The following is a 26,827-nucleotide window of genomic DNA, read 5'->3' on the forward strand; positions in this document are numbered from 1 at the left end:
TAATCAATCCGGCCCCACAGCCCCGTTCAACGGCCCGCAACTCACTTACTATCAAACCACTGCATCCGCGCCCAGATGTAACCAGCCCATCTTTTCCATATTATTAAAATACGTAATTAACAGCCTGTGAAATGATTATGTCCGGTTCTTACCAGTTAGTGCTGTATTTTTGTACTTTGTTCGCGTTTGACCCTAAATTGTATGTATGGCCTTTTTGTCATTGGTTAACTGGTGGCATGTAGTATTTGCTGTCTTTTGCCTCGTAGCCTTAATTCAACTGCTCTATTATTGGATCGTCTTTCAACGATTGGCCTGGTACAAGCCAGGTGAAAAGGCGACTTCCCAAACACATGCGGTCAGCGTCATCATTTGCGCCCGCGATGAAGCCGCCAATCTCGCCAAGAACCTGCCAGGTGTACTGGTCCAAAAATACCCCACCACCCATGAAGTGATCGTGGTGAACCACAACAGCCAGGATGAAACCCGATACCTGCTCGAAGAGTTCAGGAAGACTTTCAAGAACCTGCACATTGTGAACCTGGAACAAGAAGCCAAAGGCATTCCCGGCAAAAAATACCCCCTCTCCATCGGTATTAAGGAAGCACACCATGAGATCCTGCTGCTAACCGATGCCGACTGTGTACCTGCCTCCGAAAACTGGATGCAGAAAATGCAACACGCCTACAGCAATGGTACAGAGGTCGTATTAGGTTATGGCGCCTACCATAAAACCCCAGGCCTGCTCAATAAGCTTATCCGCTTCGAAACCTTCCAGGCTGCCCTGCAATACCTGTCCTTCACGCTGGCAGGCATGCCCTACATGGGCGTGGGCCGCAACCTGTCGTATAAAAAAGGCTTGTTTTTCGCCAATAAAGGCTTCTCATCCATCAACCATGTAAAGAGCGGCGATGACGACCTGTTCATCAACCGGGTCGCCAACAAGCACAATACCGCCATCATGATCGATGAAGATGCGATCACCCTCTCTACCCCCAAGAAAACATTTGCCGACTGGTGGCGCCAGAAAAACCGCCATTTCACGACCGGTAAGTATTATAAACCCGTCCACCGTTTCCTGCTGGGATTGTACGCATTCACCCATTTCCTGTTCTATCCCCTGCTGGTCCTCAGCGCCATCTTCTTCGACTGGCGCATCGCCCTCGGCATCTTCCTGATCCGCAGTATTACACAGGCTATTATCTATAAAAAGGCCATGGAAAAGCTCAACGAAAAGGATCTTTTTGCCTGGTGGTGGCTACTGGATATCTGGATGTTCATTTATTATTGCATCTTTGCGCCGGCATTATGGAAAAAGCCCAAGAAAAACTGGAACTGATCACCAAGTACTTTGGTGACTTCTCACCTGCCCAACTGCAACAGTTTGGAGCACTGGACGCGCTGTACAATGAATGGAACAGCAAGATCAATGTGATCTCGCGCAAAGACATGGACAGCCTCTACGAAAAACACGTATTACATAGCCTCAGCATAGCCGCCGCCTTCGAATGGGCGCCAGGCCTGGAAGTAGTGGACCTCGGTACCGGTGGTGGATTTCCCGGTATTCCCCTGGCCATCTATTATCCCGAAGTACGTTTTCACCTCGTCGATAGCATTGGCAAAAAGATCAAGGTAGTGGAAGCCGTTAGTGAAGCACTTGGCCTCAAGAATGTAACGACACAACATAGCCGCATTGAAGACATCAAGAACCGCAAGTTCGACTATGTCATATCAAGAGCTGTGGCGCCGCTGCAAAGCCTCTGGCAATGGGGCAAACCCCTGCTCAAAAAACCATCAGCTACAGCACACCGTAATCCTGGGCTGATCTGTTTGAAAGGTGGCGACCTCGCCGCAGAGATAGCTGAAAGCGGTTGCAAACCAACCGTTTTAGAGATGTTCGAAATCTTCCCCGAAGAATATTTTAAAGAGAAATATCTCCTTTTCGTACCCTATAATTAACCACTCACTACAGGATTCAGGCACGTTGTGCATGATTATACACATTTAGGTATATTTATGCAATGGGTCGGGTATAACTCCATTGTATAAGGGAGTATAAAAACTACCACAAAGTGGTATTCCCCGATTCCTTAAAACCCAGAACTTTGTGCCATGGATATTAGTATTTGCATAGTTGACGACAATAAGGATATCCGCTCGGCCCTGGAACAGATTGTTCTGATGTCGGACGGGTACCAGTTATTGGGAAGTTTTGGTTCTGCGGAAGAAGCCATGCAACAGATACCTTTGCTGAAGCCCGAAATAGTGCTGATGGACATCAACCTGGGTGAAGGAGAAAGTGGTATAGATTGTGTGCGACACCTGAAAGCTGAATACCCCGAAATTCTTTTCATGATGTGTACCGTGTATGAAGATGACGAAAAGATCTTCGAGGCATTGACAGCAGGCGCCAGCGGTTATATTCTGAAGAAAACAGCTCCCCATAAATTGCTGGAAGCCATTCGCGAATTACAGGAAGGCGGTGCTCCCATGAGCAGCCAGATCGCCCGTAAAGTAGTGAGCGCTTTTCAACACAATAAACCAGCCGGGAAAGAAGCAACTGTAGAAAATGCTTCCCTGAGCGTTCTTTCCAACCGCGAAAAAGAGATCCTCGAGCTGCTGGCCAAAGGCATGCTGTACAAAGAGATTGCTGCCAGCCTCTTCATCAGCCAGGAAACCGTTCGCAAACACGTATACCACATATACGAAAAACTCCACGTCAATAACCGCGTGGAAGCCATCAACAAATTCTTTGGACGTTAACAGATCATACTAAAACGGCCCTGGTGATCAGTGTATAGCCATGATTACCAGGGTCGTTTTAATCTTTACACCACGTCTTAGTCCCGTGCTGCACCAGATCCACCTCGCCGGAACAGATAGCGAAAACTACCACTTTGTGGTATTGGCCAGTGTGGCCTTCATTTTTACCTTTGCTCCGGATCGCATTATCTGATAACATTCGCCATTAAACCTAATCTTTTTACCTTTTTACTGTTACACGGAGCCAGTAGTAACAGACATTAACCACCTTATCGCATTCATAGTAAAAAGCCGTCCAACTTGATACCCAAGGGACGGCTTTTTGTATTGCGCCTTTCCAATTCTTATCGTTTACTCCTATGCATCCGGCTCGATCGCAAACGCAGCCGTATCACTCGAATCAAACTGCCATACACGCTCACTGCCATTCGTGTGATAAGCCGTCACATAGATATTCTCCGCAAATGCCGCCTGTGTGCAAGATCCCAACAGGTTGGGTACGGTGCGCGACAATTGGTAATTGGTCAGCGCTCCATTCACCAGTATATTGTGCGAAGGTTCCGGCACCTGGCCACTCACATTCGCTGCCGCACCCGGTGTACTATTACCCTTGGTGACATTGAAGCCATACTTCGCATAGTTGCGTGGCTGATGAGCATCGAAGCGGAACAATACCTGACCCGGCGACAAATGATTGTAGGTAGCAAAACCACAGATCGTATCCGTTGTAGTACCCGCACCCGAGTCACTGCGTACCACCGCATCGAAGATCTCACAAGTAGTAGCTTCATTATCGACACGCAGCAGGAAGCGGAAACCAGTAACATTCCCTACCCCATTGCGTACCAGGTAATCAGAATCGACACCACCCGCCGGCGTAGACAATGGATAAGGGGGAGAAGCCAGCAAAGAATCTACCTGGAATACCGTATCACTCACGACCTGTGTATTACCGGCATTGTCGCACAACTCCAGCACAAACTCATAGACACCACCTGCCATACCAGCAGCATTCACCCGGATAGAAGCCGTATCATCCGTTTCCCAACGGGCACCCGCTACACCAGTCGCTGCGACCGCATCGACATTCGGTATTTTGTAGATCTTACCCGAACCTACCGTTTGGTCCATCTCATACAAACCGGTATAGAACACCTCCGTACCCATAAAGTCACCGGGATAGGTATAAGCTTTCGAGAGTGGTCCCTGTTGGTAATCAAAATCACCCAGCGGCAATGCGCCCAGATCCTGGTTGGTGATACGACGGTACTTCCAGCGATAATGCGTAACCGTTGCACCCGGGAAGCCATCGCCAAACTTCACGACAAAATCAAAAGCCTGCGTAAAGGGGCTCACATAATTATTTCCTTCCACGCCCGTATTGTTGGTCAAGCCGCGCACATCAACAAAAGGACTCGGCGTTTGTGCGGAAGCAGCATGCATCGCGATCTTGCGGATCGAAGTGCCATTACCCACCCTGCGCACAAAAACGATCTCACCTTCCAGCGGTGTGCAGGAACAGGGAGCTACCCGCGTATCGGTCAGCGTAATATTGATATCGCTGCCGCAGGCATAGTTCCACCGGGTACCGCAAGGCAAGCCCGGATCATATACTGTCACCCAGTTGCCCTCATACAACACTTCCACTTTCACATACACATCCGGTTGATCGTTGTCGAGGATCAGGTACCAGGCGTCGAACTTGCCGTTGCAATCCGACTCGACCGTAGTGATCAGCTGCCTGGTATAGAACCAATGATGGTACAGCGGATACAGGCAGAAATACGGATACAGTATCTTGTAGTTGGCCGCAATGGTTTGCTGTACCACGTCCAGCGCATCAGACTGCAGGCCTGCCTGTAATTCTTCGGAGAGTGCCGGCAGCGCCTTTAACTTCAGCTCATTGGTCAACTTCTGATCAGGTTTCAGCAAGCGCAGCGGTAAGCTATCTTTCACCCGCGGTGCCGTTGCCCGTACGATGGGCCGGGCAGGTATCGGGGGAATAATATCGAGTTGTACTTTTTCCCGCAAAGTCTTCCGGAACCAATCGCGGATATCCACTACCACATATTCAGGAATATCGGGCAGTACAAAATGAAACCGGTCTACTTCGTAAATGCTCACGCGGGCATGACACACGGGATGCTTTTTGTTCTGACCATCGATATTGAAGTATTTGCTGAGGTGGCCGGTAATATGACAGAAACGGAAAGGAAAGAAATCGAGGTCGAGACCAGAAGGCAGTCGCTGCAGGTCGACTATATTTTCCCGGTTGAATTTAAGGCCCACCTCAAAAGCTTTGCTCTTGAGCAGGTGCCGCTCGGTCAGTTGACGGATACCCGCCTCTTTCGAAAAGGAAGCACCCACATACAGTTTACCTCCTGAATGAAGGACCTGCTTCGAAGTATTGAGGAAAGCTTCATTGCCTTTAAAAGGAGCTTCTTCAATCACCTGACCATTGGTGTCGACAACATATACCCGGAGTTTTTCGGGATAGGCAATACCGGCCTCTTTCGACAAGCGCACCCGTACCGGTACATTCGTTCTCTTATCCATGATAATTAATGTTAAAACGCTTACTCTTGGTTCCCCTTTTCAGCAACCGGGGGCTTACTCTGTTAAAGGATTTTCAGCAAGACTCCTGATCCGTTGATCCCATCAACAGCGCTATCCTACTGAAAAACCAGGTAAGCACGGATAGCGCCGGATGGTCTATACCAAAGCTATCGGTACGGACCAGGCAGAAAGAAATATAGTGTATGGGGGAACGGAAAAAATGTATGAAGGAAAAACCTGCACAGCCTCGCGACCCATTGCGGGTGTTACTGATACCACTTTCCGGTAGTTTTTGGGGAGAAGTACTGTTGCCGCCAAACTAGTTGGCAGACAAGAGCCCTGAGTGTCGATTATTGCTTAACTTTAACTCCATCCTACCTTATAGTCAATCGCCTGTTACATATTTCTTACACAAACACTTAGCTGCTATATACCCAGATATGAAAATCCTGAATTGTGTGGTCATCGACGACAACGAAGTGGATAGAAGCCTCCTGGAAGCTTATCTGTCGAAATACCCGTTCATCCGCGTAACGGGCAGCTTTTCCAATCCTGTAGAAAGCCTCGATCATCTACAACAAGCCAATACCGAACTCCTTTTTGTGGATATAGACATGCCGGTCATCAACGGCATCGACTTCATGAAGTCCGTACAGCAACCCGCCCTCAATTGTATTTTTGTGACCGCCCACCCCGAGTATGCTGCCGATGCTTTCGATGTGCAGGCGGTAGATTATATTCTGAAGCCCATCAAAGAAGACCGCCTCGACAGGGCGGTACAGCGTACACTGGAACTGTTGGAGATCAGGTCCAAGGCCATCCAATACAGTCTTTTTATCGAGAGCGATTACCTGATGATCAAGGAAGGCACCAGCATCAGCAAGGTCAACATCGGAGATATCGAATACCTGGAAGCCTTGACCAATTATACCAAAGTCATCACCGCCAAAAGAAAATACATTACACTCAACAACCTGAAGAACTTTCTCGATTACCTGCCCACTACCCGGTTCATCCGTATCCACCGCAGTTATGCCGTGGCCCTCGATAAGATAGAAGGCATGGACAAGAATGATCTGCTGATCGCCGGCCAGCGCCTGCCACTGGGCAAAACCTTCCGGCAGGAAGTCAAGAGGAGGTTACAGGAAAACGGCTAAGCGCCGGTTGAGCCAAGGAACAAATAGGATGAAGCATCCGGTACGCTATATCGTTTACAGTTTGCTGCTGATAGTAGCCTGCCTGCAACAGGTTGCTGCGCAGCGCGCTCAATGGGATACGGTATTGTATCGACAGGCCAACGAATACCGCACCAAAGGAGATTATGCCAACGCCCTCACGGCCTTTCGGGATTGTTACCAGCGGGCAGTGGCCGACAAAGATTCACTACACATGGGCAACTCGCTCATCGGCATTGGCATCGTGAACGACGAGCAGGGAAGCCTCGACTCTGCCCTGCGTTATTACTTCCACGCTCTCACCATTTATCGCAACATCCACAACCCCATCAAAACAGGAGGCACACTCAAGAATATTGGCAATGTATACCGTGTACTGAAGCACTATGACAAGGCCACAGAATACCTGCAACAGGCCCTGGCCACGCAGATCGCCCAAAAAGACTCTACCCGCATCGGTAACGTGCTCAACGATATTGGTCTGGTGTACATGGATCAGGATAGTATCCTTACCGCGCGGGGCTACTTCGAACAGGTCATCAACATTTATGGCGGCAAGGTCAGTAAGGAGACCAAAGCCTATGTATACAACAACCTCGGCATTATCGCTGCCGGAGCGAATCAATACCGGCAGGCACTGGAATATTACCAGGCCGGCCTTGAGCTGATGCGTCAACTGGATAAGCAATACGGCATAGCCCTGATACTGGATAATATCGGTGATACCTGGCTCGCGCGTCGCGAATATCGTCAGGCCCGTAAATACTACGATGACAGCTATGCGATCGCCCGCTCTATCAATACCAGTGAACTGCTGCGTAGCCTCTACGATGATTTTGCGCGGTTGTACAGCCAGCAGGGAGATTACCGCAAAGCGTTCGAATACCAGGCACTTGGCGCCAGCCTAAAAGACACCATATACCAGGAAGAAAGCCAGAAAGCCTATGCCGAGATGAATACGCGCTACGAAACGGAGAAAAAGCAGGCCCAGATACAATTGCTGGAGCGCGATAACAAAATTGCCAATATCGAAGTAGAATCGCAACGCCGCGGCAAATACTTGTTTCTCATCGCAAGCGCCCTCATACTTGCCGTAGCGGTATTGGTATACCGTGGCTACCGGGCACGCAAGAAAACCAACTCACAGCTCAACCTGCTCAACCAGCAACTTACCGAGGCCAACAGTTCCAAGATAAAACTGCTCAGCATCATCAGCCACGACCTGCGCGGCCCCGTCAGCAGCCTGTTCCATTTCCTGCAACTCAAGAAGATTCGCGCCGGATATGCCAATGTGCAAGAGCAGGAAAACTTCGACAGGAAGATCAGTCACTCGGCCGAGAACCTGCTCGAAGCCATGGAAGACCTGCTTATCTGGTCCAAATCACAAATGGAGCAGTTTGAGCCGGTGATGGAAATGCTGGATATAGCCGAGTTGTATGATGAGATCATCGAATTGCATGGCCCCGCTGCCGCCAATAAACAGATCACCCTTCAACGGCAGGGCAATCCCCTGCCGCAACTCTATACCGACCCCAATTTTGTCAAGATCATCCTACGCAACCTGGTAGGTAATGCGATCAAATTCACCCCACCCTCTGGCACCGTTACCCTGTCGGCTACCCGCGAAGGACAGATGATCCGGCTCCTGGTGAGCGACACCGGTCCCGGGATCAGCGTAGCCGATCAACAGAACATCTTTGAATGGAACAGCATCCGCAGTGACTCCTCAGGCCTGGGTCTGAAACTGGCGCGGGAATTTACCGAACGACTGGCAGGACAACTATCTGTCAGCTCTGCTAATGGGCAGGGCGCCCTGTTTACGGTTAGCCTGCCGGTAAAAGCCGTCCGGAAACCTTCGGCCGTAGCCGGGTGACATTCGTGTATTATTCAGGTCTGTTCCTACATCCGTTTTGGCTGCCCCCTGGTGCAGGCGATAATTTTGTATCAGGCGGCCAGCTATTGGCATCAGCATCAAAAACAACCCAATATGTACAACAGCAACGCAAAAAGAGGATTTCGGTTACTGGCGCTTGGCGCCTTCCTGCTGGGTGCCGCCGCCTGCCAGCAAAGCCAGGAAAACAAGGAAGTACAGGTAGAATTACAGCTCTCCCTGACAGGATCGGGAGGTGGAGGAACCGGTACCGGTGGCTCATCCCGCGATACCACCCTTACCACCACCGGCAAGGTCACCGATGGGGTGCTCCGGTTGCAGGTAGCCATTCCCGCGCCACCGCCGCCCAAAGGCAGTTACCTGCTGGACATTTCACGGGAATTCAACCCCAATACGACCCGACTCGTGCGGTATGCGAAAATGTCTTCCGATACAGGAGGCTCCGATCCAGACACGCTCTTTTACAAAGCGCCCCGGAAAGGAAAGGATGACGACGACCGTAAATAGTAGCAGTATTATTTGGAAGGATACAGTTTGCGCAGGTATTTGACCGACTCCCGGATCATTTTCCGGAGTACCGTCAGGTCAACGTCCGACAGCTTTTTGACATAAATACAGCCTTTACCTGATTTGTGTTTGCCAAGCTTTTCCAGCCAGGCATCCCGCTTGTCGGGGTCCAACATCAGGTATAGGGAAATAGCATCTTTTCTGGGCGAGTATCCGGCAAGCGGCGCATCACCCTCGCGCCCGCTGTCGTACACATAATGGTAAGTGCCAAAACCGACGATCGAAGGCCCCCACATGGTTGGAGCGAAACCCGTTTCCTCCTCCATGATCTCGGCCAGTTGAATTCCGTCGGCACGTTTGGCATCATCGGTTACTGCTTTCAGGAAAGTAGCAACAGGGTCGGAAGTGGCTGTGGTCTTGTTTTGATTTTTCGGCATGGCAAGAAATTTCAATAAGCTACAACTAATCCGTCAGCCTGGCAAATATCAAACTATCAGACAAATACAGGAACAGGTGGAAATCACCAAGAGCAAATGGTCGATGCGCGGCAACGCATCCCGGGCCGGTCTTTCCAGAGCGGCCCTTTTTGGCTTTACCCTTAAAGCAAAGGGGCTAACCAACTGGTTAGCCCCTCATTTATATCTACGATGCTACCGTTTGCATTACGGCAACTCCAGTTTATTGTTCAACCGTTCCACATCTGCCATTCGCTGCGACGGATCGATCTCCATCAGCTTCAGGTCGGCCAGTTTGCGGTTTACTTCGAATACATACGTGGGGTGCGTCCATCTCCAAGGCTCCCGGGTAGAGAAAGGAATAGTAGGATCTTCTGCTTTCTTCGCACCAAACATGAAGTACTGGGGAATGTTTACGATCTCTTTGCTACCGTCCTTGTAGCCGAGCAGGATATCCACAGGCATCGGGAACTTACCGATGCGCTTGATGCGGATCTTCGTCTTGCCCGCTTCTTCCCACAGGCTATCGATACCATAATCGATCGTCTTGGTCGTATTCACAAAATACTCGCGGTACCAATCCAGTTGCATACCACTTACTTTCTGCGCAATCACGACCAGGTCATTGACATTGGGATGTTTGAATCTCCACTGGCGGTAGTACTCGAGCAGGATCCTATCGCGCACATCGGCACCCACGATATAACCCAGTTGCTCCATGAATATCTCCCCTTTTGAATAAGCGGCAATGCTGTATCCAAAGTTAGTTTCGAAGTGATCGGCATGCGTAGTCAGCGGCTCTTCCAGCCCGCTCTTCACCAGTGCAAAATAACCCTGATAAGCACTGGCATGTGGGTTGGCTCTACCAATAAAGCTGCTGCTCTTCGTGAGCGAATCGACAACGGTTACCTTCCGGGGACCAGTTCCTACTTCGGAGCTCGTCACCTGGTTTTTTGTCACGGCCTGATAGTATTCAGTCACCAGTGTTTCAGCATAGCTGGTGAATCCTTCGTCCATCCACGCATATTCCGATTCATTGGTGCCCAGCAGCATCTGGTACCAGGTGTGCATCCACTCGTGAAAAGCGGTTCCCAGGCTGGGACCTACGATGAGGGTACCCATGGGATATTCCATACCACCATCACCACCATGGATAAAGGTGTACTGCTTATAAGGATAGGCGCCAAATTTCTTCTCGATGAAGGGAAGCACCGTTACAGCAGCATCCGCCACACGGGTCCACTGATCGTCCAGGCTCTTCATGTATTTCTGCGCATCGTTATCATACCGGCGCTTCTGCGTTTCATTCATCGCATCGAAAGCCTTTTGTTGTTGCGCCGCATCGCGGTTGTAGATCACGTGGATCGTAGGACCGCCAGCCACCTGACGGGTAATGTGTGCATACTCCGGGTCGGCTGCCCACATGAAGTCGTGTACATTGGGCGCCACAAAATGCCAGGTGAGTTTATCGCCGGCAGGTCTTGTTACCTTGCTGCCAGCTGCCTCATAACCATGACCGATCTGCTGTGGGTTTTGCAGGTAACCGGTACCGCCGATCAGGTAGCTCTTATCGATCGTGATCTTCACGTCGAAATCACCCCATACACCGTAAAACTCACGGGCTATATAAGGGGTCGGGTGCCAGCCTTCATAATCGTATTCACACAGTTTGGGGTACCACTGGCTCATCGATAAACGCACGCCGGTAGTCGGGTTGTCACGGCCCGCACGTCTTACCTGCAAAGGTACCTGCGCTTCGAAGTCCATATCGAAAGTCACGGTACTCTTGGGCAGGATGGGTTTGCTCAACACCACTTCCAGAATGGTTTCGTGCACCTTGTATTGCTGCGCCACGCCGTTCATCTTCAACGACTGTATCTTTTGATAACCGATCTCTTCTGGCGTCAGGTTGGCAATACGATCCCGTACACGGCCGTCCCAATCAGGGCGGTTCTGCACTTTGATCTGACCCAATGCCTGGCTGCGGGCATCCATCATACTGTTGGGCTGAAACGCATTCCAGTACAGGTGATAGAATACCCGGCTGAGGGTGTCGGGTGAATTGTTGGTATACTCGAGTTTTTGCTTGCCGGTGAAGCGATTGGTGTTCACATCCATATTGATGTCCATCGCATACTTCACCCGTTGCTGCCATCTGTCAGGCTGAGCCATCGCTGCTGTTGCAGCAAACAGGCCAGCCAGTAAGAGCGTCTGTTTTCTCATTGAAATGCTGAGTTTTTATTCGTAGATCAGTTGTACCCAAGTCGGATGCCGGAAGGTAGGTAAAAACAGTGAAGCCCGGAAACTACGCATCATCGCAGTTGTCCGGGCTTCCTATTTCTGATACTTTTTAATCTGCTCCTAACCCCATTACAGGGTCACATTGTCTTTCAGTAAGCGTCCTTCGCTGTTAAACAACAAATTTTTCTTCTGCAGATCGCTCTTTACCACGTGCAGACGGTATTGTTCTTTTTCAGCGGGCAATTCGATCTTGGTAACAGTCTCGGTTTTACCCCAATCGGCCCATTTGCTCTTGGCCAGACCGTCTTTTACGGCGGCAGGCAATGAAGATTCGCTGATCACCTGCTCGGTGTATTGCCATACGGCTTTATTGGTAAAGCGGGCTGAATAGTGGCCACCATTGTGGTCAAATTCGGCAACGAAACCGGAAAGTTTGTCCTTCCATTCTACATTCGAAGCACTGGGATATTTGCCCTTGAAGGCTTCGGTAACGGTGGCAGGCACGCTGCGCACCTGGGCTAACAAGCTATTGGTCAATGCCAAAGACAATACCAATAACAAAGCGGGGATTATTCTTTTCATACTGCTGATTTTAATTCCAGACTATGCAAATATCAAACCTATCCGTTAAAAGGAAATCTTAAATCCTTTACGCTTCTTCGCCTTCCTCCTGTCTATCTTCCACCTGCCGGCCCGGTTTACCCTCGCGACCAGCGACCACCAGCACAATCTCCCCTTTCACTTCTTTTTTCTTGAAATGATCCCGTACTTCCTGCAAGCTACCACGCGCATTCTCTTCATACAATTTCGTGAGCTCACGGCTTACGCAACAGGCACGTTCAGCGCCAAAATACTGGATCATATCTTCCAGCGTTCGCACCAGCCGGTGAGGCGATTCGTAGAAGATCATGGTACGGTCTTCATCTGCCAGTTTTTTGAACATGGTTTGGCGGCCTTTCTTCTGGGGCAGGAAACCTTCAAACACAAACCGGTTGGCCGGCAAGCCGCTATTGACCAGGGCAGGTACAAAAGCCGTAGCGCCCGGCAGGCATTCTACTTTTACCCCTACTTTGATACATTCCCGGACCAGCAAAAAGCCTGGGTCAGAAATAGCCGGTGTACCAGCATCCGAAACCAGCGCGATCGTCTTGCCCTCCAGCAACTGGTTCACCAGGTGTTGCAACACCTGGTGCTCGTTGTGCTGGTGAAAAGGCGACAAGGGCCTGATCACCTGGTAATGGTTCAGTAATTTAATCGTGGTTCGCGTGTCTTCCGCGAGGATCAGGTCAACCTTTTTCAATACCTCCAGCGCACGAAGGGTAATGTCCTGCAGGTTGCCGATAGGTGTGGGAACAATGTATAACATGCACTATAAAACTGATGACACAGGCCATGTCAACACAAGATCCCTGCCCATACGCATCAGGTCGTTTTATTTTTGAAGGCCAAAGATACAATGATATAGAGAATAAAGACGACCGGAACAGCCAGCCAGCCGAGCAGCAGGGCACTCGCCACCGCTACCACCAGCAGGATGATCTTGGGCAAATTATTCTTCAGGGAGAAGTCTTTGAACTTAAGGGCCAGCAGGGGCAGGTTGCTCACCATCAGGTAGCTGACGATAGCAATGATGGCGTACAGTACCCAATGGTTGACCAGCAGGTTGTTGACAGCTGTTTGCGATCCGTAGAAATAGATGAGCGGTAAGGAGGCGATCAACAGTCCTGCCGCAGGGGTGGGCACGCCTTTAAAGCCATATTGCTGGGTATTGTCGATGTTGAACTTGGCCAGACGCCAGGCGGCCGCACACGGAAAGATAAAGGCTGGCAGCAGCCAGGCCATGCTGACATCGAGGCCATCGGGTTGCTGGGCAAAACTGAGGCGCAGGAACTGGTAGAGAATGAGGCCCGGCGCTACACCAAAGCTCACCGCATCTGCCAGCGAATCGAGTTGCTTACCCATTTCCGAGGAGGCTTTGAACAGGCGGGCTACAAAACCATCGAGAAAATCCACCACGGCACTGAGACCAATAAACAACGAAGCCATGGCCAGGCGCTCGGGGAAGGTGACAAAATACTCACCATCCTGGTCGAATGTATGGGCAATACCATTCTGTGTAATGTATACGATCGCACAGCAACCGAAGAAAAGATTCAGTAATGTAAATAAGTTAGGGATTTGCTTCATAGTACAATTTGATCAGTTGGGCTTTCAGGTTACACTTTACTATTAACGTTTCATCGCAGCTTCTATTTCCTCTACGGTGATAGGTATTTTGGCCATCAGGTCTTTGTTGCCGGTTTTGGTGAGCCAGACATTGTTTTCGATACGTATACCTATCTGCTCTTCTTCGATATAAATGCCCGGTTCGATGGTAAATACCATACCCGCTTCTACCGGCTCGGTTCTGCTGCCCAGGTCATGGACATCGATACCCAGGTGATGAGAAATGCCATGGTACAGGTATTTGCGGTAGGCGGGATTGGTCTTGTCTTCATTTTTGAGGTCCTGCTTGTTGAGCAACCCCAGTTTTACAAACACCTTGCTGGCCTCGGCCCCTACTTTATCGGTATAGGTGGCCAGGGTAATGCCCGGCTTCAGGATGCTTTTGGCATAATTGTGCAGGTGCAGGCAGCCGTTATAAACGTCCTTCTGCCGTTTGCTGAACTTCCCGTTCACGGGTATCGTACGGGTCAGGTCGGCACAGTAGCCACCATATTCCGCGCCGAAGTCCATCAGGATGAGCTCGCCATCCTTGCATGCCTGGTTGTTTTCTATATAGTGCAGGGTACGTGCGCGGTCGCCGCTGGCCACAATGCTGTTGTAAGCAGGTCCGGTAGCCCGCTGCGTCAAAAAGCTGTGGAGGATCTCTGCTTCGATCTCATACTCCATCACGCCGGGTTTTACGAATTTCATGACACGCACAAACGTGTTGTGGGTGATGTCGATGGCCTGTTGCATGACGGCTACTTCCTGCGGTGTTTTCACGGCCCGCAGCCCCTTCATGATCCGGGCGCTGCGCCTATAGTTGTGCAAGGGATAGCGTTCGTGCAGCTCCGCTGCATAGCGGTAATCGCGAACGGGAACGAGGTTGGCCTTGCGGTCGTTTTCGTTGGTATTGAGGTAGATGTTGTCGGCCAGGTGTATCCAGGGCTGCAGCAACGCTTCGAGACTGTCGAGCCAGATAATGGTTTGCATACCCGAGATCTTACGAGCCTCTTCAGCCCGCAATCTTTTACCATCCCATTTCTCTTTCATTTCATTGGGACGTACCAGCACCAGCACTTCCCGGAAACGGGGGTCGGGATTGTTGGGAAAGAGGATAACCATGGTATCTTCCTGGTCGATGCCGCAGAGCCAGTATAGGTCGGCATTTTGTTTAAAGCGGTGGGTGGCGTCGCCATTGGTGGGCAATTCGTCATTGCTGTTGAAAATGGCAATGCTGTTCTTTTCCATCCGGCCGGTGAAGCGTTTCCGGTTTTGCACGAAGATGTTTGGATCAAGCGGCAGGTATTTCATGCGGTAAAAATAATGCTTGGACAGTTAAGCAGATGAAATTCAGCGTTTTTTTGGCTACCGGGGTGGCTAACGGCTTAGGCGGCCCGGGATAAGCTGCCCAGGGGCACTGGTTGGGTTTCCACCAATCACCAATACTTGTCTGCACCAGGTCGGCACACTGTATTCACATAGCCTACAGTAGGTCGATTGATTCTCTACCTATTGCCTAAATGGCCATTTCCTAAGGGCGGTGTTTAGAGGGTGTCTTGACAGGTTTCAGGCAATATTTAGAACATATAGCTACTATCGCCAGCCTATGTGAACCGGATCTGGACCTCGGCAGTAGCTCGGCAGCAGCTCGGGATGAGCTCGGCACCAGCTCGGCAGTAAATTTGACCCCTCCGCCAATCCAACATCCAGCCTGGTCCCTTTGAGCCCCAGGCCAATCCGCCAATCCGGCAGCTACCCGACCCACTGCCGGATCCGCCCGTTTAGCCCGCCTGACAGTTTTTCGTTGTATCATTTTTAACGAAAAAAACTTGTTTTTAGGAATGATTCAGCGAAAGCCATTTATTGTTGAACGCTTACGAAAACTAACAATTGTTAGCGGTATAATAATTAAAAAACAGTGACTTAGATTGGAGGATATTCAATTTTAGCTCGTTTTTGCGCTTTGTATTAGATTTTATTTAATTCTACCTTTACCGTCTAACTCAATAATGTGCTTGTTATGTCAGTACCAACCATCGCTATTCCACTGGATCAGCTAACTCGTATGGGGCTTCGACAGGACCATACGCTGCATTACCAGTTAACCCCCGAAGAACTCGCGCAGGACGTGCTGCGCCTGAACGAAGGAGTCCTTAATGATACCGGTGCCCTCGTTATCCAAACGGGCGAGTTTACCGGCCGCAGTCCCAAAGACAAGTTCACCATCAAGGACGAACTGACTGCCGACACCGTTCACTGGAACGATTTCAACATTGCCCTCGACGAAAAGTACTTCCATATTATTCACCAAAAGATCACCGATTACCTCAACAGCCGCAACGAATTGTGGGTACGTGATGCTTTTGCGTGTGCCGATCCGCGCTACCGCATTGGCATCCGTGTGGTGAACGAAAACCCCGCCATCAACCTGTTTGCCTACAATATGTTCCTGCGCCCAACAGAAGAGCAGCTGGAACACTTCACCGCAGACTGGCTGATCCTGTCGGCGCCGGGTCTGAAGCTTGACCCCCAGGAATGTGGTACCCGTCAGCACAATGCCTCGGTGATCAGTTTTAAGCACCGCACCATCCTGATCGCCGGTACGGGCTACACCGGCGAAACCAAGAAAGGTATTTTCTCTGTACTTAATTATATACTACCGCAGGATAAAGGTGTACTGAGCATGCACTGCTCGGCCAATATGGGTAAGAAAGGCGATACAGCCCTCTTCTTTGGCCTGAGTGGTACCGGCAAAACGACCCTCAGCGCCGATCCGCAACGTAAACTGATCGGCGATGATGAGCATGGCTGGACCAACAACGGCATCTTCAACTTTGAAGGTGGTTGCTACGCCAAGTGCATCGACCTGAGTGAAGAAAAGGAACCCGAGATCTTCCATGCGATCCGTCCGGGAGCACTGGTAGAGAACACACGTTTTCACCCCGGTACCAACCAGATCAATTTCGCCGATAAGACCATTACGGAGAATACGCGGGTATCTTACCCGCTCGATTTTATCAGCAACGCCCAGGAACCCTCGATCGGTAATACCCCTGCCAATATATTCTTCCTGACCTGCGATGCCACTGGTGTATTGCCCCCCATTTCCCGGCTTACCCCGGCCCAGGCCATGTACCAGTTCATTTCTGGCTATACGGCCAAGGTAGCTGGAACCGAAGCAGGTGTTACCGAGCCCAAAGCCACGTTCAGCGCTTGTTTTGGCGCTCCTTTCCTCCCGCTGCATCCCGGCAAATATGCCGCTATGCTGGGCGAAAAGATGAGAAAACACAACGTGAAGGTGTGGATGATCAACACAGGTTGGTCGGGCGGTGGTTATGGTACCGGCAGCCGGATGAAGCTGTCGTACACCCGCGCTATGATCACTGCAGCCCTGGAAGGCAAACTGGATCTTGTGGAATATGCCAATCATCCGGTGTTCGGGATGGCCATTCCACAAAGTTGCCCCGAAGTACCTGCTGAACTGCTCAATCCACGCAATACCTGGGCCGATCAGGCAGCTTATGATGCCGCAGCCCGTAACCTGGCGCAGCAGTTCATCAAAAACTTTGAAAAATACGCTGCCGGCGTGCAGCCCGAAATAATAGAAGCAGCACCTGTAGTATAAATGCTGTCTTTCTTTGTCTATTTTCAGCCGGTCGCTTTCGGGTACCGGCCTGGCCTCAAACGATTCAATTGCCATAGTAAGGGGTGTATCAGATACGATGCACCCTTTTTCTTTGTTTGCCCCCTATGCCTTTAAGGTAGTTTATGAAAGGGGGCTTTATTTTTTATGCCCAACAGACAACCTTCGGCAGGGTCTCTTTCGACTAAAAGAAAGTAGCTTTGCATAGATTTCGTTAAATCCAGACAGGCTTTGAGAGATTTGAAGAATTTCATCAAACTTTGCCGTCGTATCACACAGCCAGCGATATGATCACACATATTTTTACTTTCGTATTGGCAGCCCTGACCGGAGTAGGACAGGCCAGTCTTATCGATTGGTCACCTGCCAGGAGGCTGAACTGGGAAGATTTTAAGGCCGCCCCCGACGCCGCCTCTACCAACGCTGCCCTCACCAGCAGTTCTATCAATGTTGAGTTTGGGTACGACGATGAAGAGCTGTCCTTCACCATCAATTGCCGCTTCGATAAAACAAAGTCGTGGGTGAAGGTCAAGACCAATGATATTCTTTTGCATGAACAGGGGCATTTCGATATTGCAGAATTGCATGCCCGCAAGCTCAACCAGGCATTGAAAGGCTATCGTTTCAACGCCAAAACGGTGAGCGATGATGTGAACAGGATCTACGACAGTGTCATGGTACTCCACCACGCTGCCCAGAATGAATATGATAAAGAAACTGATTTCTCCCGCAAAAAAGACAAACAGCTGATCTGGCAAAAGAAGATCTCCGACAACCTGCAAGACCTCAAGGCCTTTGGCAGCTACGGTACCAAGACCACCCAGAAGTAAACCTCACGGAGAAAACACACCCGCGCGTATGCCAGGCAGGTTCTTTGTCTGATCGCAACCCACAATCATGTCTCCAACAGGATTACTCCTACAACGCGTAGTTGATGCAGTGATCAATCCATCCCAGCTGTGGCCATCTATAGCCACTTACAAGCCTGTTGGCCGGGCACCATTCCCTGCTGGCACCACAAACACGACCGCGTCTTTCTTGTAGCTCCTGACAAACCGGCCACATTGGTTGGCAGGTCGCCATTTTCCGGTATAGCGTTTAAAGATCTCCAACGCGCGTTGTCCTAACCCATACCCGGGGTCCTGGTCTATTTTCAGGCGCTCCAGTACCCCCACACTCGACACCTCAAAACTGATCAGAGCTTTGTAAGTAGCCGGAGGAATATTCCTGGCTACCGAATCGGGCAGCACAGCTGCATTGCGCTGATAGGCATCCCAATCCTTGCCCGGTCCCGACTCGATCTCGACCTTCGTAAAGATCTTCACGAAGTCTTCTTCTTCTTTTGGTGCCTTCTTTACCAGTTGGGCGCTGGCTGTGATCGTAAAACAGGTCATCAATAAGCAGGAAAAAAGGGAACGTATTGTGGTCATACGGCGAGTGGTTGGTTACCGATGAGATGCAACACACGGGTAATTCCATAAACAGCGGAAACGAATTGCGGTCATGCGGCAGGGGAACCAATGGGAGACAGCACGCGCTTAATTAAATAAATAGCAGGGGCATATTGTGATCATACGGCAAGTGGTTATTTACCGATGGGAGGCAACACACGGGTAATTCTATAAAACGGCGGAAACCTATTAAAGTTATACTGCGGGAGGGGGTTACCGAACTATTGAATCTTTTAACAGCGGTAGTTGCTGACCATAGAGCGTATTGAACAGCACGCGAAACTGGTTGACGTTCGACAGACTATCGTGCCAGCCCTCATATTGCCCGTTGGGCAGGTACACCGAATTGAAGTTGATGAAAGACATATCCGGATAGGGACCCGCAGCCTGGATATAACCATGATCGCTCATCAGTATGATCACCGCCTTACCCTGCGTATTGGCTTGCAGTTGGGTAATGAAAGCATTGATCCGCTTGTTGGCGTATACCTGGTATTGCAAAAACTCCGCATCCCGCTGCTTAGCATAGTTTTTCTTATCGCGGGTTGTTGCCGTGCGGCGCACGCCCATACTATCAAAGGCAAAGGGCTCGTGCGGCATCATCAGGTGCAAATAAGTGAACACCGGCCTTTCCTGCTTTCTGGCACTTACTTCCAGGGTACGTGCCATCATCGATTCGTTGTTCTTGACGAAATTGTCGTCCAACTCCCGTTGCCAACCTGGTGCCCATCCCTGCCGGATCATGAATACCGGCAGGTTTTTGCTGATGCGGCTGTACATGGTCTGTTGTGTGATCAGCCGTATATTTTCAGGCAGCAGCCCTTCTTCATAACCCGCCGGAACATGCCTGAAGTCGAAAATGGAATGATTAACTATGGTATATCCCAGCTGTCCAAAATATTGGCACACCCTGTTGTCACGGATGGCGGCCATACCGGCAGCATAACCGAAATGATTATCGATGACGGGCCGGCCATCCAGGTTCAGGTAATCCATATTGAGCATCGACCCCATTGAATAGATGGTGGCAGCATAATTGCTTCTCGAATGCCCCACCACATGAAATCCTTTTTGACGCAGTGTATCTTCAAAGGCCGTGTTGTCATATTGAAAGAACTCCTTCATCCCCTCCCGTCCGAAATAAGCATCGAGTACTACCAGGTATACGGAAGGCTTCGCACACGTATCGCAAGGGGTGATGTGAGAGGCGGCCAGACTGCTATCCGCCTTGTCTTTATGAGGTGCGGTAGCTATCAAAAAGAAAAGATCTATTGCCAGGTAAATGATCAGCAGCAGGTTGATGAACCGTATGGTCCGATCTAGTTTGGCGTTGGTTCGTTTCAACCATAGCCCAAAGAGCACCATGGTCAGCACTACCAGGGGCACAAAATATTGCAGCCGGCTGAGGCCCGCCAGAAAATGCAGGGAGGCGAACGCATCTTGCCAGGCCCCGAAAAACAGGATCAGCACCAATACAAAGGACGTGAAGAGTCCTGCCTTCTGTGACCCGCGCAATACCCACCGGGAGATCCCAAAGATCAACAGGCCCACCGCAGTCAGTTGCGCGCATGTTACCAGTCCATCAGAAAAGGGAATCAAACCACGGTGCTCGCTGTAACCATGCACGAGGAAAAAGATCACCACTCCTACGAAGTGCCAGTTGGTAGTCAGTAGCGCTTTGAGACGTGCCATGGGGTTGCGAGCGAATTAAAACAGTCCATACAACTGGGAATCGATCTTGCTGATGATATCGCCCAGGTGTTCATCGTTTTCAGGGAATTTGTTTTTATCGATATCGATCACCAGCAACGGACCTTCTTTGTAGCTATCGATCCATTTGTTGTAGTAATCATTGAGTCGCTTGAGGTAGTCGAGGCGGATATTTTCTTCGTATTCACGGCCGCGCTTTTGGATCTGTGCTACCAGGGTAGGTACAGAAGCCTTGAGGTAGATCAGCATATCGGGAGGCTGCACCATCGACTTCAGCGTTTCGAAGAAGAGGAAGTAGTTGTCGAAGTCGCGTTTGCTCATCAGGCCCATCTCGTGCAGGTTGGGTGCAAAGATGTGCGCATCTTCATAGATGGTTCTGTCCTGGATCACCGTTTCGGTGCCCCGGTGTATATCGAGCAGTTGATTGAGACGGCTGTTGAGAAAGTAAATCTGCAGGTTGAAGCTCCAGCGGGGCATATCCTCATAGAAATCGAACAGGTAAGGATTGTGGTCCACATCTTCAAACTGCGGTATCCAACGATAATGTTTGCTCAGCAGTTCTGTAAGGGTCGTTTTTCCAGCACCAATATTTCCTGCTACAGCTATATGCTTGGGTTTTTTACTTTTTGCCATCGTAATTAGTTCATAGAATGTCCCAGCTTCCCGGGGGTATAGGCACGGGAAAAATGGACCAAAAATTTAAGGTAATTAATTCTTTTTGGTTTCCGGTTTAAACGGGTCGGAGTTTTTAATAATAATTAAGTCCCATGGCTTGCCGCACTTCGGCCATGGTAGCCTTCGCGCTGGCACGTGCTTTATCGGCACCTTTCTCCATAACTGCCTTCAGGTATGTTTCATCATTGCGGATGGCTTCTGCTTTCTCCCGGATCGGTGCAATGAACTTCACCATGTCTTCTCCGAGTTGTTTCTTAAGATCGCCATAACGGATGTTGCAGTTGTTGTAGTCATCATTGAACTTCTGGATGACGTCTTCACTGCTCACCAATTGCATCAGCAGGAATATATTCTCGATGTAGTCTGGTTTGGGCGTATTAGGCTCGGTGGGACCACTGTCGGTCTTGGCTTTCTTAACCTTGTCCATGATCTGCTTATCACTGTCAGAAAGATACAGGGTCGCGTTCTGGTTTTCGCTTTTGCTCATCTTACCGGCGCCATCGAGGCTGGGTACTTTCACCAGTTGCTGTCCATAGTTGAAGGCAAAGGGTTCCGGAAATACCTCGCCGTAACGGTGGTTGAAACGGTTGGCATAGGTACGCGCCATTTCCAGGTGTTGCTCCTGGTCTTTGCCCACGGGTACTTTGGTTGCGCGGTGCAGCATGATATCTGCCGCCTGCAGTACGGGATAGGTCAACAAACCGGCATTGATGTTCTCGGGTTGCAAACGCACCTTGTCTTTGAAGGTGGTCGTCTTTTCGAGCTCACCCATATAGGCCAGCATATTCAGGTAGAGATACAGTTCGGAAGTTTCGAATACATGGCTCTGGCAATAGAGCGCCACTTTATCGGTATCGATGCCGCAGGCGATGTGCTCGGCCAGTACGCGGTGAATATTTGCCTTCAGTTCTTTCGTGTCGGGATGGGTAGTCAGCGCGTGCAGGTCGGCCACCATGAAATAACAGGTGAACTCCTCCTGCATCTTCACAAAATTCCTCAACGCACCGAAATAGTTGCCCAGGTGCAAATAGCCGGTGGGGCGTATGCCACTCATAACAATCTGTTGCTGATCACGCTTTTCCATAGGGCGCGAAGATAAGGTAGTTACCGAATCCGCGTACCGGAAATCCTGTGTCTTTCCAGCCGATTTTAGCATCCCCTGCAATGTTTTTTGAGCTATTTTTGTTTGGTATGGAAGTCAATGACGTATTAGTGGAAAAACTGGCCAACCTGGCACGCCTGCAGTTCAGTGAGGGCGAAAAAGAAATTATCAAGCATGACCTGCAACGAATGATCCATTTCGTCGACAAACTCAATGAACTGGATACCACCGGCGTAGAACCCCTGCTGCACATGAGCGACAATGACAATATGTTGCGCGAAGATGTCGTCAAGGGTTCGGTCAGCCGGGAAGAAGGCGTCAGGAACGCTCCGGCAACGGATGGCGTATTCTTCAAGGTGCCCAAAGTAATCCGTAAAACGGAAGCCTGAATCAGCCAGCCGTCGGGAGGATCACTCCACCCCGTCCGGTAAACCAAACGAAACCAAACCATGAGCAAGTCTATCATCCACCTTGAACAGATCCGCAAGAGCTATTTTATGGGCAAACAGGAGATCCGCGTACTGAAGGGTATCGACCTCGATATCCTGAAGAACGAATATGTGGCCCTGATGGGTCCTTCCGGATCGGGTAAAAGTACCCTGATGAACATTCTCGGGTGCCTCGATACGCCTACGGCGGGTCAATATATACTGAACGGGCAAGACGTCAGCAAGATGGGCGACGACGCCCTGGCCGACGTGCGTGGCTCAGAGATTGGTTTCGTTTTCCAGCAGTTCAACCTGCTGCCCCGTCTTACCGCACTGGAGAATGTGGCCCTGCCCCTGGTCTATGCAGGCGTGCCCAAGAAGCAGCGTACGGAAATGGCCGTAGAGGTGATCAGGCAGGTAGGCCTTGAAGAGCGGATGCACCACAAACCCAATGAAATGTCGGGTGGACAAAACCAGCGTGTGGCCATTGCCCGTGCCCTGGTCAACAACCCCTCGCTGATACTCGCCGATGAGCCTACCGGTAACCTGGACACCAAAACCTCCATCGAGATCATGGAGATCTTTGGCAGGATCCAGTCCGCCGGCAACACCGTTGTACTTGTTACCCACGAAGAAGATATTGCCAACCATGCCCACCGGATCGTACGCTTACGCGACGGGGTGATCGAAAGCGACAAGCGCCGCGCCGATCAGCTGGCAACTGTTTAATGCATCCCGAAGCCCTCACCCCAGCCCCTGCCTTTGGCGGGCTTACCGATCATTCATCCAAGCAACTATTGATAATGGCATTCAGGATCTATACCAAAACCGGCGATAAAGGAACTACCTCGCTGATTGGCGGCACCAAGGTGCCGAAATCGCACCTGCGCATCGAAGCCTATGGCACCATCGATGAGCTGAATTCTTTTATCGGCCTGTGCCGCGACCTCATCACTGACAAGGATGGCCGTGACGTATTGCAGGAAGTGCAGGACCGCCTTTTTACGGTAGGAGCAGCCCTTGCCTGCGACCCGGAAAAGGAGACGAAAATGGCCATCCCCGACCTCAAGGAGTCCGATATACAATATCTCGAAAAAGAAATAGACCGGATGACGGAGGCCCTGCCGCCCATGAAGTATTTTATCCTGCCGGGCGGACATCCGACCGTATCGCAACTGCATGTAGCCCGCTGCGTATGCCGCCGTGCCGAACGCTGTTGTGTAAGATTGGAACTGGAAGGTCAGTCGGTGGAGCCTGTTATTCTACAATATGTAAACCGGTTGAGTGATTACCTCTTCGTACTGGCCCGCTTTGTAGGCCAGCAGCTGCAGACGCCGGAAATTCCCTGGAAACCCCGGGTTTAAGCCACCAGATAACCATCTTTCATGTGCAGGATCCTGTCGCTCATTTGGGCGAGTTCCTCGTTGTGGGTAACGATCAGGAAGGTTTGATTGAACTGCTTGCGCAGGTCGAAGAATAGCTGGTGCAGTTCCCGCGCATTGGCCGAATCGAGGTTGCCGGTAGGTTCGTCGGCAAAGACGATGTCCGGGTTATTGATCAGCGCCCGGGCTACCGCTACCCGTTGCTGCTCGCCACCCGACAAGGCCTGCGGCTTGTTTTCGAGCCGGCCCGCCAATCCCAGCATATTCAGTAACTCGACGGCCCGGTCGGCCACCTCCTTTTTTTTGTGACCTGCCATCCAGCCCGGAATGCAGACATTTTCCAGGGCCGTGAATTCGGGCAACAGGTGGTGAAACTGGAATACGAACCCGATGTGGCGGTTGCGGAATGCCGCTACCTGCTTATCGTTGAGAAAATTAATAGCCTGGTTATTGATGGCGACCGTGCCCTTGGAAGGGTGATCGAGTGTCCCTAAAATGTGTAACAAGGTACTTTTTCCCGATCCCGAAGGCCCCACAATACTGGCAATTTCTCCCTGCTGGATCGTAAGATCCACCCCTTTCAGTACCCAAAGCTGGTCGTAATATTTTTGTATGTTGGTGGCCGTTAACATGAAATATGCATTAAGAAACAAAGCGTCAAGATACTACAAACCATTGGCTTCGCGCCCGGTCTTCGCGCAAAGCGCATGATTTAAGAAATAGTTGTTGCCGGATTTCAAAGATAGATTTGGTTTTTTCCTTAAGAAAGTTACTTTTGCGGAAAATTGCCGGGTATCGTTTTTACCAGCCGGAAAAAGAAATCCAGCATGGCACAACACAATCCGGGAAATTATTGTTAGTTTTTGCTACCTGTTGTCAGGACACACAACAGGTTTTCCTGATAAATTTAAAACAGGCACCTCATGTTTTGGACACTTGAACTTGCATCATATCTTGAAGACGCACCCTGGCCTGCAACCAAGGATGAATTGATTGACTACGCGATCCGTAGCGGCGCCCCCATCGAAGTAGTAGAGAACCTACAGGAACTCGAAGATGAAGGTGAGATCTATGAAGGGATTGAAGATATCTGGCCCGATTACCCCAGCCAGGACGACTTCTTCTTCAACGAAGACGAATATTGATTTACCCTCCCACTTTATTTGATAGGAGCGGGCTCTGGCAGCCCGCTTTTTTTATGCTCCCTATTGCAGCATCAGCGGGTAGCCACCAAGACAAAGGGCAGATCACCGTTGCCGGTCATCTGCCCTTATCTTTTTCTTATTCTTTCACATCAGGCTGTGGTTATCTTTCCACAACCTGAAGCTTTGTTATTTTTCCATTTGATCGATCACGGCCTGGGTTACGCCGGTGAAGGAGAAACCACCATCGTGGAAAAGGTTCTGCATGGTCACCATTTTGGTGAGGTCGCTGAACAGGGTCACACAATAATCGGCACAATCATCGGCAGTAGCATTGCCCAGCGGGCTCATCTTCTCCGCATAGCTGATGAAACCGTCGAATCCTTTTACGCCACTACCCGCAGTGGTTCTTACAGGAGATTGCGACACGGTATTTACGCGTACCTTTTTGCGTACACCATAATGGTATCCGAAGTTGCGGGCAACCGCTTCCAGCAGCGCCTTGGCATCGGCCATTTCATTGTAATCGGGGAACACACGCTGGGCAGCGATATAGGTAAGCCCTACTACGCTGGCGTGCTCATTGAGTGCGTCCATATCCCAGGCCGTACGCAATACGCGGTGCAGGGACATAGAAGAAATATCGAGTGTCTTTTGATTGAAACCGTAGTCGATACCGGTGTAATGTTTACCCTTGCGCACGTTCATGCCCATGGCCACTGAGTGCAGCACGAAGTCGATGCCACCACCAAAATGCTTCATGGACTCTTCGAACAGCTTCTTCAGATCGTCCATATTGGTTACATCGGCCGGGATTACCGGAGCCTGTGTAGTTTCGGCCAGTTTATTGATCTCCCCCATACGCATGGCTACGGGTGCATTGGTCAATACGAGTTGTGCGCCTTCCTCGTGGCAGCGCAGTGCGGTTTTCCAGGCTATGGACTTTTCATCCAGGGCACCAAAAATGATCCCTTTTTTTCCTTTTAGCAGGTTGTACGACATAACAGGTTTATAGTTTATTGTTTTTACGCTGGTGAAGGCGTAAAAATAGGAATATTTGAGGACAGCAGCGCATAGACCTTCATCAACATCAGCACGCCCAGGGCCACCAGCCCGATATTGGCGGCGATCATCAACAAGGTATAACCTACCAGCGCACCCAGGGTGCGGCTACCGATGATCTTTTCATTGAAGAAGTGATACACGTGTACACCCAGCAGTATGACGGCTGCGCCAAGCACGGGGAACAGGAATATTTTGAGGAGGGGCAACATGCTTATTCTGCCTCGACTTTGAATACCGTCCACTTGAGGACGAATACCACCAACGTGGTGTAAACGACTGTAAAGGCAAGGAAAATTATACAATATGCCAGAAACCGCCACGCCGATTCGCGGGGGCGGGTCAGTTTTAACAGGTATTTATTCATGTAAACAGCCGGTATCAACCCCAACAGCAGGCAGGTGATCAACAGCAAGGGATTGTTGAAGATCGCAGGCAT

At 50.4% G+C, this 26,827-nt stretch carries 27 protein-coding genes; 12 read left to right on the forward strand and 15 right to left on the reverse strand.

What is annotated here, in order from left to right; translation table 11 throughout:
- The first annotated feature begins 205 nt into the window (after positions 1-205).
- The 3 genes from P2W70_RS29400 (at position 206) to P2W70_RS29410 (ending at position 2,760) form a co-directional block, all read left to right on the forward strand.
- On the forward strand, positions 206-1,336 hold the full coding sequence (locus P2W70_RS29400; protein WP_276485154.1) for a glycosyltransferase: 1,131 nt from the start codon (positions 206-208) through the stop codon (positions 1,334-1,336).
- A complete protein-coding gene (gene rsmG / locus P2W70_RS29405) occupies positions 1,306-1,956 on the forward strand; it encodes a 16S rRNA (guanine(527)-N(7))-methyltransferase RsmG (protein ID WP_276485155.1) in 651 nt (216 codons plus the stop codon). Before P2W70_RS29400 ends, rsmG begins: the two co-directional genes overlap by 31 nt.
- 153 nt (positions 1,957-2,109) lie before the next feature.
- The gene (locus P2W70_RS29410) at positions 2,110-2,760 is read left to right on the forward strand and encodes a response regulator (RefSeq protein ID WP_276485156.1); all 651 of its coding nucleotides are present in this window, start codon (positions 2,110-2,112) and stop codon (positions 2,758-2,760) included.
- A gap of 357 nt (positions 2,761-3,117) precedes the next feature.
- Here the strand turns inward: P2W70_RS29410 and P2W70_RS29415 are convergent, their stop codons facing one another.
- Positions 3,118-5,316, reverse strand: a complete 2,199-nt coding sequence (locus tag P2W70_RS29415) for a hypothetical protein (protein WP_276485157.1) — start codon at positions 5,314-5,316, stop codon at positions 3,118-3,120.
- Between the two features lie 440 nt (positions 5,317-5,756).
- On the opposite strand from P2W70_RS29415, the gene P2W70_RS29420 reads away from it, so the two are divergent.
- The 3 genes from P2W70_RS29420 to P2W70_RS29430 all read left to right on the forward strand — a co-directional run bounded on the left by P2W70_RS29420 (position 5,757) and on the right by P2W70_RS29430 (position 8,889).
- Positions 5,757-6,473 (forward strand): LytR/AlgR family response regulator transcription factor, encoded by a 717-nt coding sequence (locus tag P2W70_RS29420; RefSeq protein ID WP_276485158.1) that lies wholly within the window; start codon positions 5,757-5,759, stop codon positions 6,471-6,473.
- Between the two features lie 28 nt (positions 6,474-6,501).
- On the forward strand, positions 6,502-8,364 hold the full coding sequence (locus tag P2W70_RS29425; RefSeq protein ID WP_276485159.1) for a tetratricopeptide repeat-containing sensor histidine kinase: 1,863 nt from the start codon (positions 6,502-6,504) through the stop codon (positions 8,362-8,364).
- A 114-nt stretch (positions 8,365-8,478) separates the two neighbouring features.
- Entirely contained in the window at positions 8,479-8,889 is a 411-nt protein-coding gene (locus P2W70_RS29430; protein WP_276485160.1) for a hypothetical protein, read from the forward strand.
- 8 nt (positions 8,890-8,897) lie between these two features.
- Here the strand turns inward: P2W70_RS29430 and P2W70_RS29435 are convergent, their stop codons facing one another.
- The 6 genes from P2W70_RS29435 to P2W70_RS29460 form a co-directional block, all read right to left on the reverse strand.
- Positions 8,898-9,326 carry a DUF1801 domain-containing protein gene (locus P2W70_RS29435; protein WP_276485161.1) on the reverse strand — a complete coding sequence of 143 codons (429 nt, stop codon included), beginning with the start codon at positions 9,324-9,326 and terminating at the stop codon, positions 8,898-8,900.
- A 225-nt stretch (positions 9,327-9,551) separates the two neighbouring features.
- A complete protein-coding gene (locus P2W70_RS29440; protein WP_276485162.1) occupies positions 9,552-11,567 on the reverse strand; it encodes a M1 family metallopeptidase in 2,016 nt (671 codons plus the stop codon).
- A gap of 147 nt (positions 11,568-11,714) precedes the next feature.
- Positions 11,715-12,167: a PepSY-like domain-containing protein gene (locus tag P2W70_RS29445; protein WP_276485163.1), complete on the reverse strand. Its 453-nt coding sequence runs from the start codon at positions 12,165-12,167 to the stop codon at positions 11,715-11,717.
- Positions 12,168-12,234: 67 nt separating this feature from the next.
- Positions 12,235-12,951, reverse strand: coding sequence for a 16S rRNA (cytidine(1402)-2'-O)-methyltransferase (gene rsmI, locus P2W70_RS29450; protein WP_276485164.1), 717 nt, complete (start codon positions 12,949-12,951; stop codon positions 12,235-12,237).
- 56 nt (positions 12,952-13,007) lie between these two features.
- Complete coding sequence (gene pssA / locus P2W70_RS29455; protein ID WP_276485165.1) at positions 13,008-13,772, reverse strand: CDP-diacylglycerol--serine O-phosphatidyltransferase; 765 nt, start codon at positions 13,770-13,772, stop codon at positions 13,008-13,010.
- Positions 13,773-13,814: 42 nt separating this feature from the next.
- Positions 13,815-15,104 (reverse strand): aminopeptidase P family protein, encoded by a 1,290-nt coding sequence (locus P2W70_RS29460; RefSeq protein WP_276485166.1) that lies wholly within the window; start codon positions 15,102-15,104, stop codon positions 13,815-13,817.
- Positions 15,105-15,813: 709 nt separating this feature from the next.
- Between P2W70_RS29460 and pckA the strand changes: the two genes are divergently transcribed.
- Both pckA and P2W70_RS29470 read left to right on the forward strand, forming a co-directional pair.
- Entirely contained in the window at positions 15,814-17,418 is a 1,605-nt protein-coding gene (pckA, locus tag P2W70_RS29465) for a phosphoenolpyruvate carboxykinase (ATP) (protein WP_276485167.1), read from the forward strand.
- A gap of 305 nt (positions 17,419-17,723) precedes the next feature.
- Positions 17,724-18,266, forward strand: coding sequence for a DUF922 domain-containing protein (locus tag P2W70_RS29470; protein WP_276485168.1), 543 nt, complete (start codon positions 17,724-17,726; stop codon positions 18,264-18,266).
- 147 nt (positions 18,267-18,413) lie between these two features.
- Here P2W70_RS29470 and P2W70_RS29475 read toward each other — a convergent pair whose 3' ends face one another.
- The 4 genes from P2W70_RS29475 to trpS form a co-directional block, all read right to left on the reverse strand.
- On the reverse strand, positions 18,414-18,866 hold the full coding sequence (locus tag P2W70_RS29475) for a hypothetical protein (protein ID WP_276485169.1): 453 nt from the start codon (positions 18,864-18,866) through the stop codon (positions 18,414-18,416).
- Positions 18,867-19,100: 234 nt separating this feature from the next.
- The gene (locus P2W70_RS29480; RefSeq protein WP_276485170.1) at positions 19,101-20,579 is read right to left on the reverse strand and encodes a sulfatase-like hydrolase/transferase; all 1,479 of its coding nucleotides are present in this window, start codon (positions 20,577-20,579) and stop codon (positions 19,101-19,103) included.
- 15 nt (positions 20,580-20,594) lie between these two features.
- Positions 20,595-21,230, reverse strand: a complete 636-nt coding sequence (locus P2W70_RS29485) for a deoxynucleoside kinase (RefSeq protein ID WP_276485171.1) — start codon at positions 21,228-21,230, stop codon at positions 20,595-20,597.
- Positions 21,231-21,345: 115 nt separating this feature from the next.
- Positions 21,346-22,356: a tryptophan--tRNA ligase gene (gene trpS, locus P2W70_RS29490; protein ID WP_276485172.1), complete on the reverse strand. Its 1,011-nt coding sequence runs from the start codon at positions 22,354-22,356 to the stop codon at positions 21,346-21,348.
- A 107-nt stretch (positions 22,357-22,463) separates the two neighbouring features.
- On the opposite strand from trpS, the gene gatC reads away from it, so the two are divergent.
- From gatC to P2W70_RS29505, 3 genes are all read left to right on the forward strand, one after another.
- Complete coding sequence (gene gatC, locus P2W70_RS29495; RefSeq protein WP_276485173.1) at positions 22,464-22,763, forward strand: Asp-tRNA(Asn)/Glu-tRNA(Gln) amidotransferase subunit GatC; 300 nt, start codon at positions 22,464-22,466, stop codon at positions 22,761-22,763.
- Between the two features lie 60 nt (positions 22,764-22,823).
- Positions 22,824-23,531, forward strand: a complete 708-nt coding sequence (locus P2W70_RS29500) for an ABC transporter ATP-binding protein (protein WP_276485174.1) — start codon at positions 22,824-22,826, stop codon at positions 23,529-23,531.
- A 74-nt stretch (positions 23,532-23,605) separates the two neighbouring features.
- Complete coding sequence (locus P2W70_RS29505) at positions 23,606-24,166, forward strand: cob(I)yrinic acid a,c-diamide adenosyltransferase (RefSeq protein ID WP_276485175.1); 561 nt, start codon at positions 23,606-23,608, stop codon at positions 24,164-24,166.
- Here the strand turns inward: P2W70_RS29505 and P2W70_RS29510 are convergent.
- Entirely contained in the window at positions 24,163-24,816 is a 654-nt protein-coding gene (locus tag P2W70_RS29510; protein ID WP_276485176.1) for an ABC transporter ATP-binding protein, read from the reverse strand. The genes P2W70_RS29505 and P2W70_RS29510 overlap by 4 nt on opposite strands.
- Positions 24,817-25,107: 291 nt before the next feature.
- Here P2W70_RS29510 and P2W70_RS29515 point away from each other — a divergent pair, with 291 nt between their 5' ends.
- The gene (locus tag P2W70_RS29515; RefSeq protein WP_014221625.1) at positions 25,108-25,329 is read left to right on the forward strand and encodes a DUF2795 domain-containing protein; all 222 of its coding nucleotides are present in this window, start codon (positions 25,108-25,110) and stop codon (positions 25,327-25,329) included.
- Between the two features lie 186 nt (positions 25,330-25,515).
- Here P2W70_RS29515 and P2W70_RS29520 read toward each other — a convergent pair whose 3' ends face one another.
- The 3 genes from P2W70_RS29520 to P2W70_RS29530 are packed head-to-tail and all read right to left on the reverse strand — an operon-like array spanning position 25,516 to position 26,827.
- Positions 25,516-26,328, reverse strand: coding sequence for an enoyl-ACP reductase FabI (locus P2W70_RS29520; RefSeq protein ID WP_276485177.1), 813 nt, complete (start codon positions 26,326-26,328; stop codon positions 25,516-25,518).
- Positions 26,329-26,351: 23 nt separating this feature from the next.
- Positions 26,352-26,600, reverse strand: a complete 249-nt coding sequence (locus tag P2W70_RS29525) for a hypothetical protein (RefSeq protein WP_276485178.1) — start codon at positions 26,598-26,600, stop codon at positions 26,352-26,354.
- Between the two features lie 2 nt (positions 26,601-26,602).
- Positions 26,603-26,827, reverse strand: a complete 225-nt coding sequence (locus tag P2W70_RS29530; RefSeq protein ID WP_276485179.1) for a hypothetical protein — start codon at positions 26,825-26,827, stop codon at positions 26,603-26,605.

This window comes from Paraflavitalea pollutisoli (assembly GCF_029360705.1).
Classification (GTDB): domain Bacteria; phylum Bacteroidota; class Bacteroidia; order Chitinophagales; family Chitinophagaceae; genus Paraflavitalea; species Paraflavitalea pollutisoli.

Coding starts and splice junctions, on each gene's coding strand:
- P2W70_RS29400 (WP_276485154.1), top strand. CDS start 206: ATGGCCTTTTTGTCATTGGTTAACTGGTGGCATGTAGTATTTGCTGTC.
- rsmG (WP_276485155.1), top strand. CDS start 1,306: ATGGAAAAAGCCCAAGAAAAACTGGAACTGATCACCAAGTACTTTGGT.
- P2W70_RS29410 (WP_276485156.1), top strand. CDS start 2,110: ATGGATATTAGTATTTGCATAGTTGACGACAATAAGGATATCCGCTCG.
- P2W70_RS29415 (WP_276485157.1), bottom strand. CDS start 5,316: ATGGATAAGAGAACGAATGTACCGGTACGGGTGCGCTTGTCGAAAGAG.
- P2W70_RS29420 (WP_276485158.1), top strand. CDS start 5,757: ATGAAAATCCTGAATTGTGTGGTCATCGACGACAACGAAGTGGATAGA.
- P2W70_RS29425 (WP_276485159.1), top strand. CDS start 6,502: ATGAAGCATCCGGTACGCTATATCGTTTACAGTTTGCTGCTGATAGTA.
- P2W70_RS29430 (WP_276485160.1), top strand. CDS start 8,479: ATGTACAACAGCAACGCAAAAAGAGGATTTCGGTTACTGGCGCTTGGC.
- P2W70_RS29435 (WP_276485161.1), bottom strand. CDS start 9,326: ATGCCGAAAAATCAAAACAAGACCACAGCCACTTCCGACCCTGTTGCT.
- P2W70_RS29440 (WP_276485162.1), bottom strand. CDS start 11,567: ATGAGAAAACAGACGCTCTTACTGGCTGGCCTGTTTGCTGCAACAGCA.
- P2W70_RS29445 (WP_276485163.1), bottom strand. CDS start 12,167: ATGAAAAGAATAATCCCCGCTTTGTTATTGGTATTGTCTTTGGCATTG.
- rsmI (WP_276485164.1), bottom strand. CDS start 12,951: ATGTTATACATTGTTCCCACACCTATCGGCAACCTGCAGGACATTACC.
- pssA (WP_276485165.1), bottom strand. CDS start 13,772: ATGAAGCAAATCCCTAACTTATTTACATTACTGAATCTTTTCTTCGGT.
- P2W70_RS29460 (WP_276485166.1), bottom strand. CDS start 15,104: ATGAAATACCTGCCGCTTGATCCAAACATCTTCGTGCAAAACCGGAAA.
- pckA (WP_276485167.1), top strand. CDS start 15,814: ATGTCAGTACCAACCATCGCTATTCCACTGGATCAGCTAACTCGTATG.
- P2W70_RS29470 (WP_276485168.1), top strand. CDS start 17,724: ATGATCACACATATTTTTACTTTCGTATTGGCAGCCCTGACCGGAGTA.
- P2W70_RS29475 (WP_276485169.1), bottom strand. CDS start 18,866: ATGACCACAATACGTTCCCTTTTTTCCTGCTTATTGATGACCTGTTTT.
- P2W70_RS29480 (WP_276485170.1), bottom strand. CDS start 20,579: ATGGCACGTCTCAAAGCGCTACTGACTACCAACTGGCACTTCGTAGGA.
- P2W70_RS29485 (WP_276485171.1), bottom strand. CDS start 21,230: ATGGCAAAAAGTAAAAAACCCAAGCATATAGCTGTAGCAGGAAATATT.
- trpS (WP_276485172.1), bottom strand. CDS start 22,356: ATGGAAAAGCGTGATCAGCAACAGATTGTTATGAGTGGCATACGCCCC.
- gatC (WP_276485173.1), top strand. CDS start 22,464: ATGGAAGTCAATGACGTATTAGTGGAAAAACTGGCCAACCTGGCACGC.
- P2W70_RS29500 (WP_276485174.1), top strand. CDS start 22,824: ATGAGCAAGTCTATCATCCACCTTGAACAGATCCGCAAGAGCTATTTT.
- P2W70_RS29505 (WP_276485175.1), top strand. CDS start 23,606: ATGGCATTCAGGATCTATACCAAAACCGGCGATAAAGGAACTACCTCG.
- P2W70_RS29510 (WP_276485176.1), bottom strand. CDS start 24,816: ATGTTAACGGCCACCAACATACAAAAATATTACGACCAGCTTTGGGTA.
- P2W70_RS29515 (WP_014221625.1), top strand. CDS start 25,108: ATGTTTTGGACACTTGAACTTGCATCATATCTTGAAGACGCACCCTGG.
- P2W70_RS29520 (WP_276485177.1), bottom strand. CDS start 26,328: ATGTCGTACAACCTGCTAAAAGGAAAAAAAGGGATCATTTTTGGTGCC.
- P2W70_RS29525 (WP_276485178.1), bottom strand. CDS start 26,600: ATGTTGCCCCTCCTCAAAATATTCCTGTTCCCCGTGCTTGGCGCAGCC.
- P2W70_RS29530 (WP_276485179.1), bottom strand. CDS start 26,827: ATGCCTGCGATCTTCAACAATCCCTTGCTGTTGATCACCTGCCTGCTG.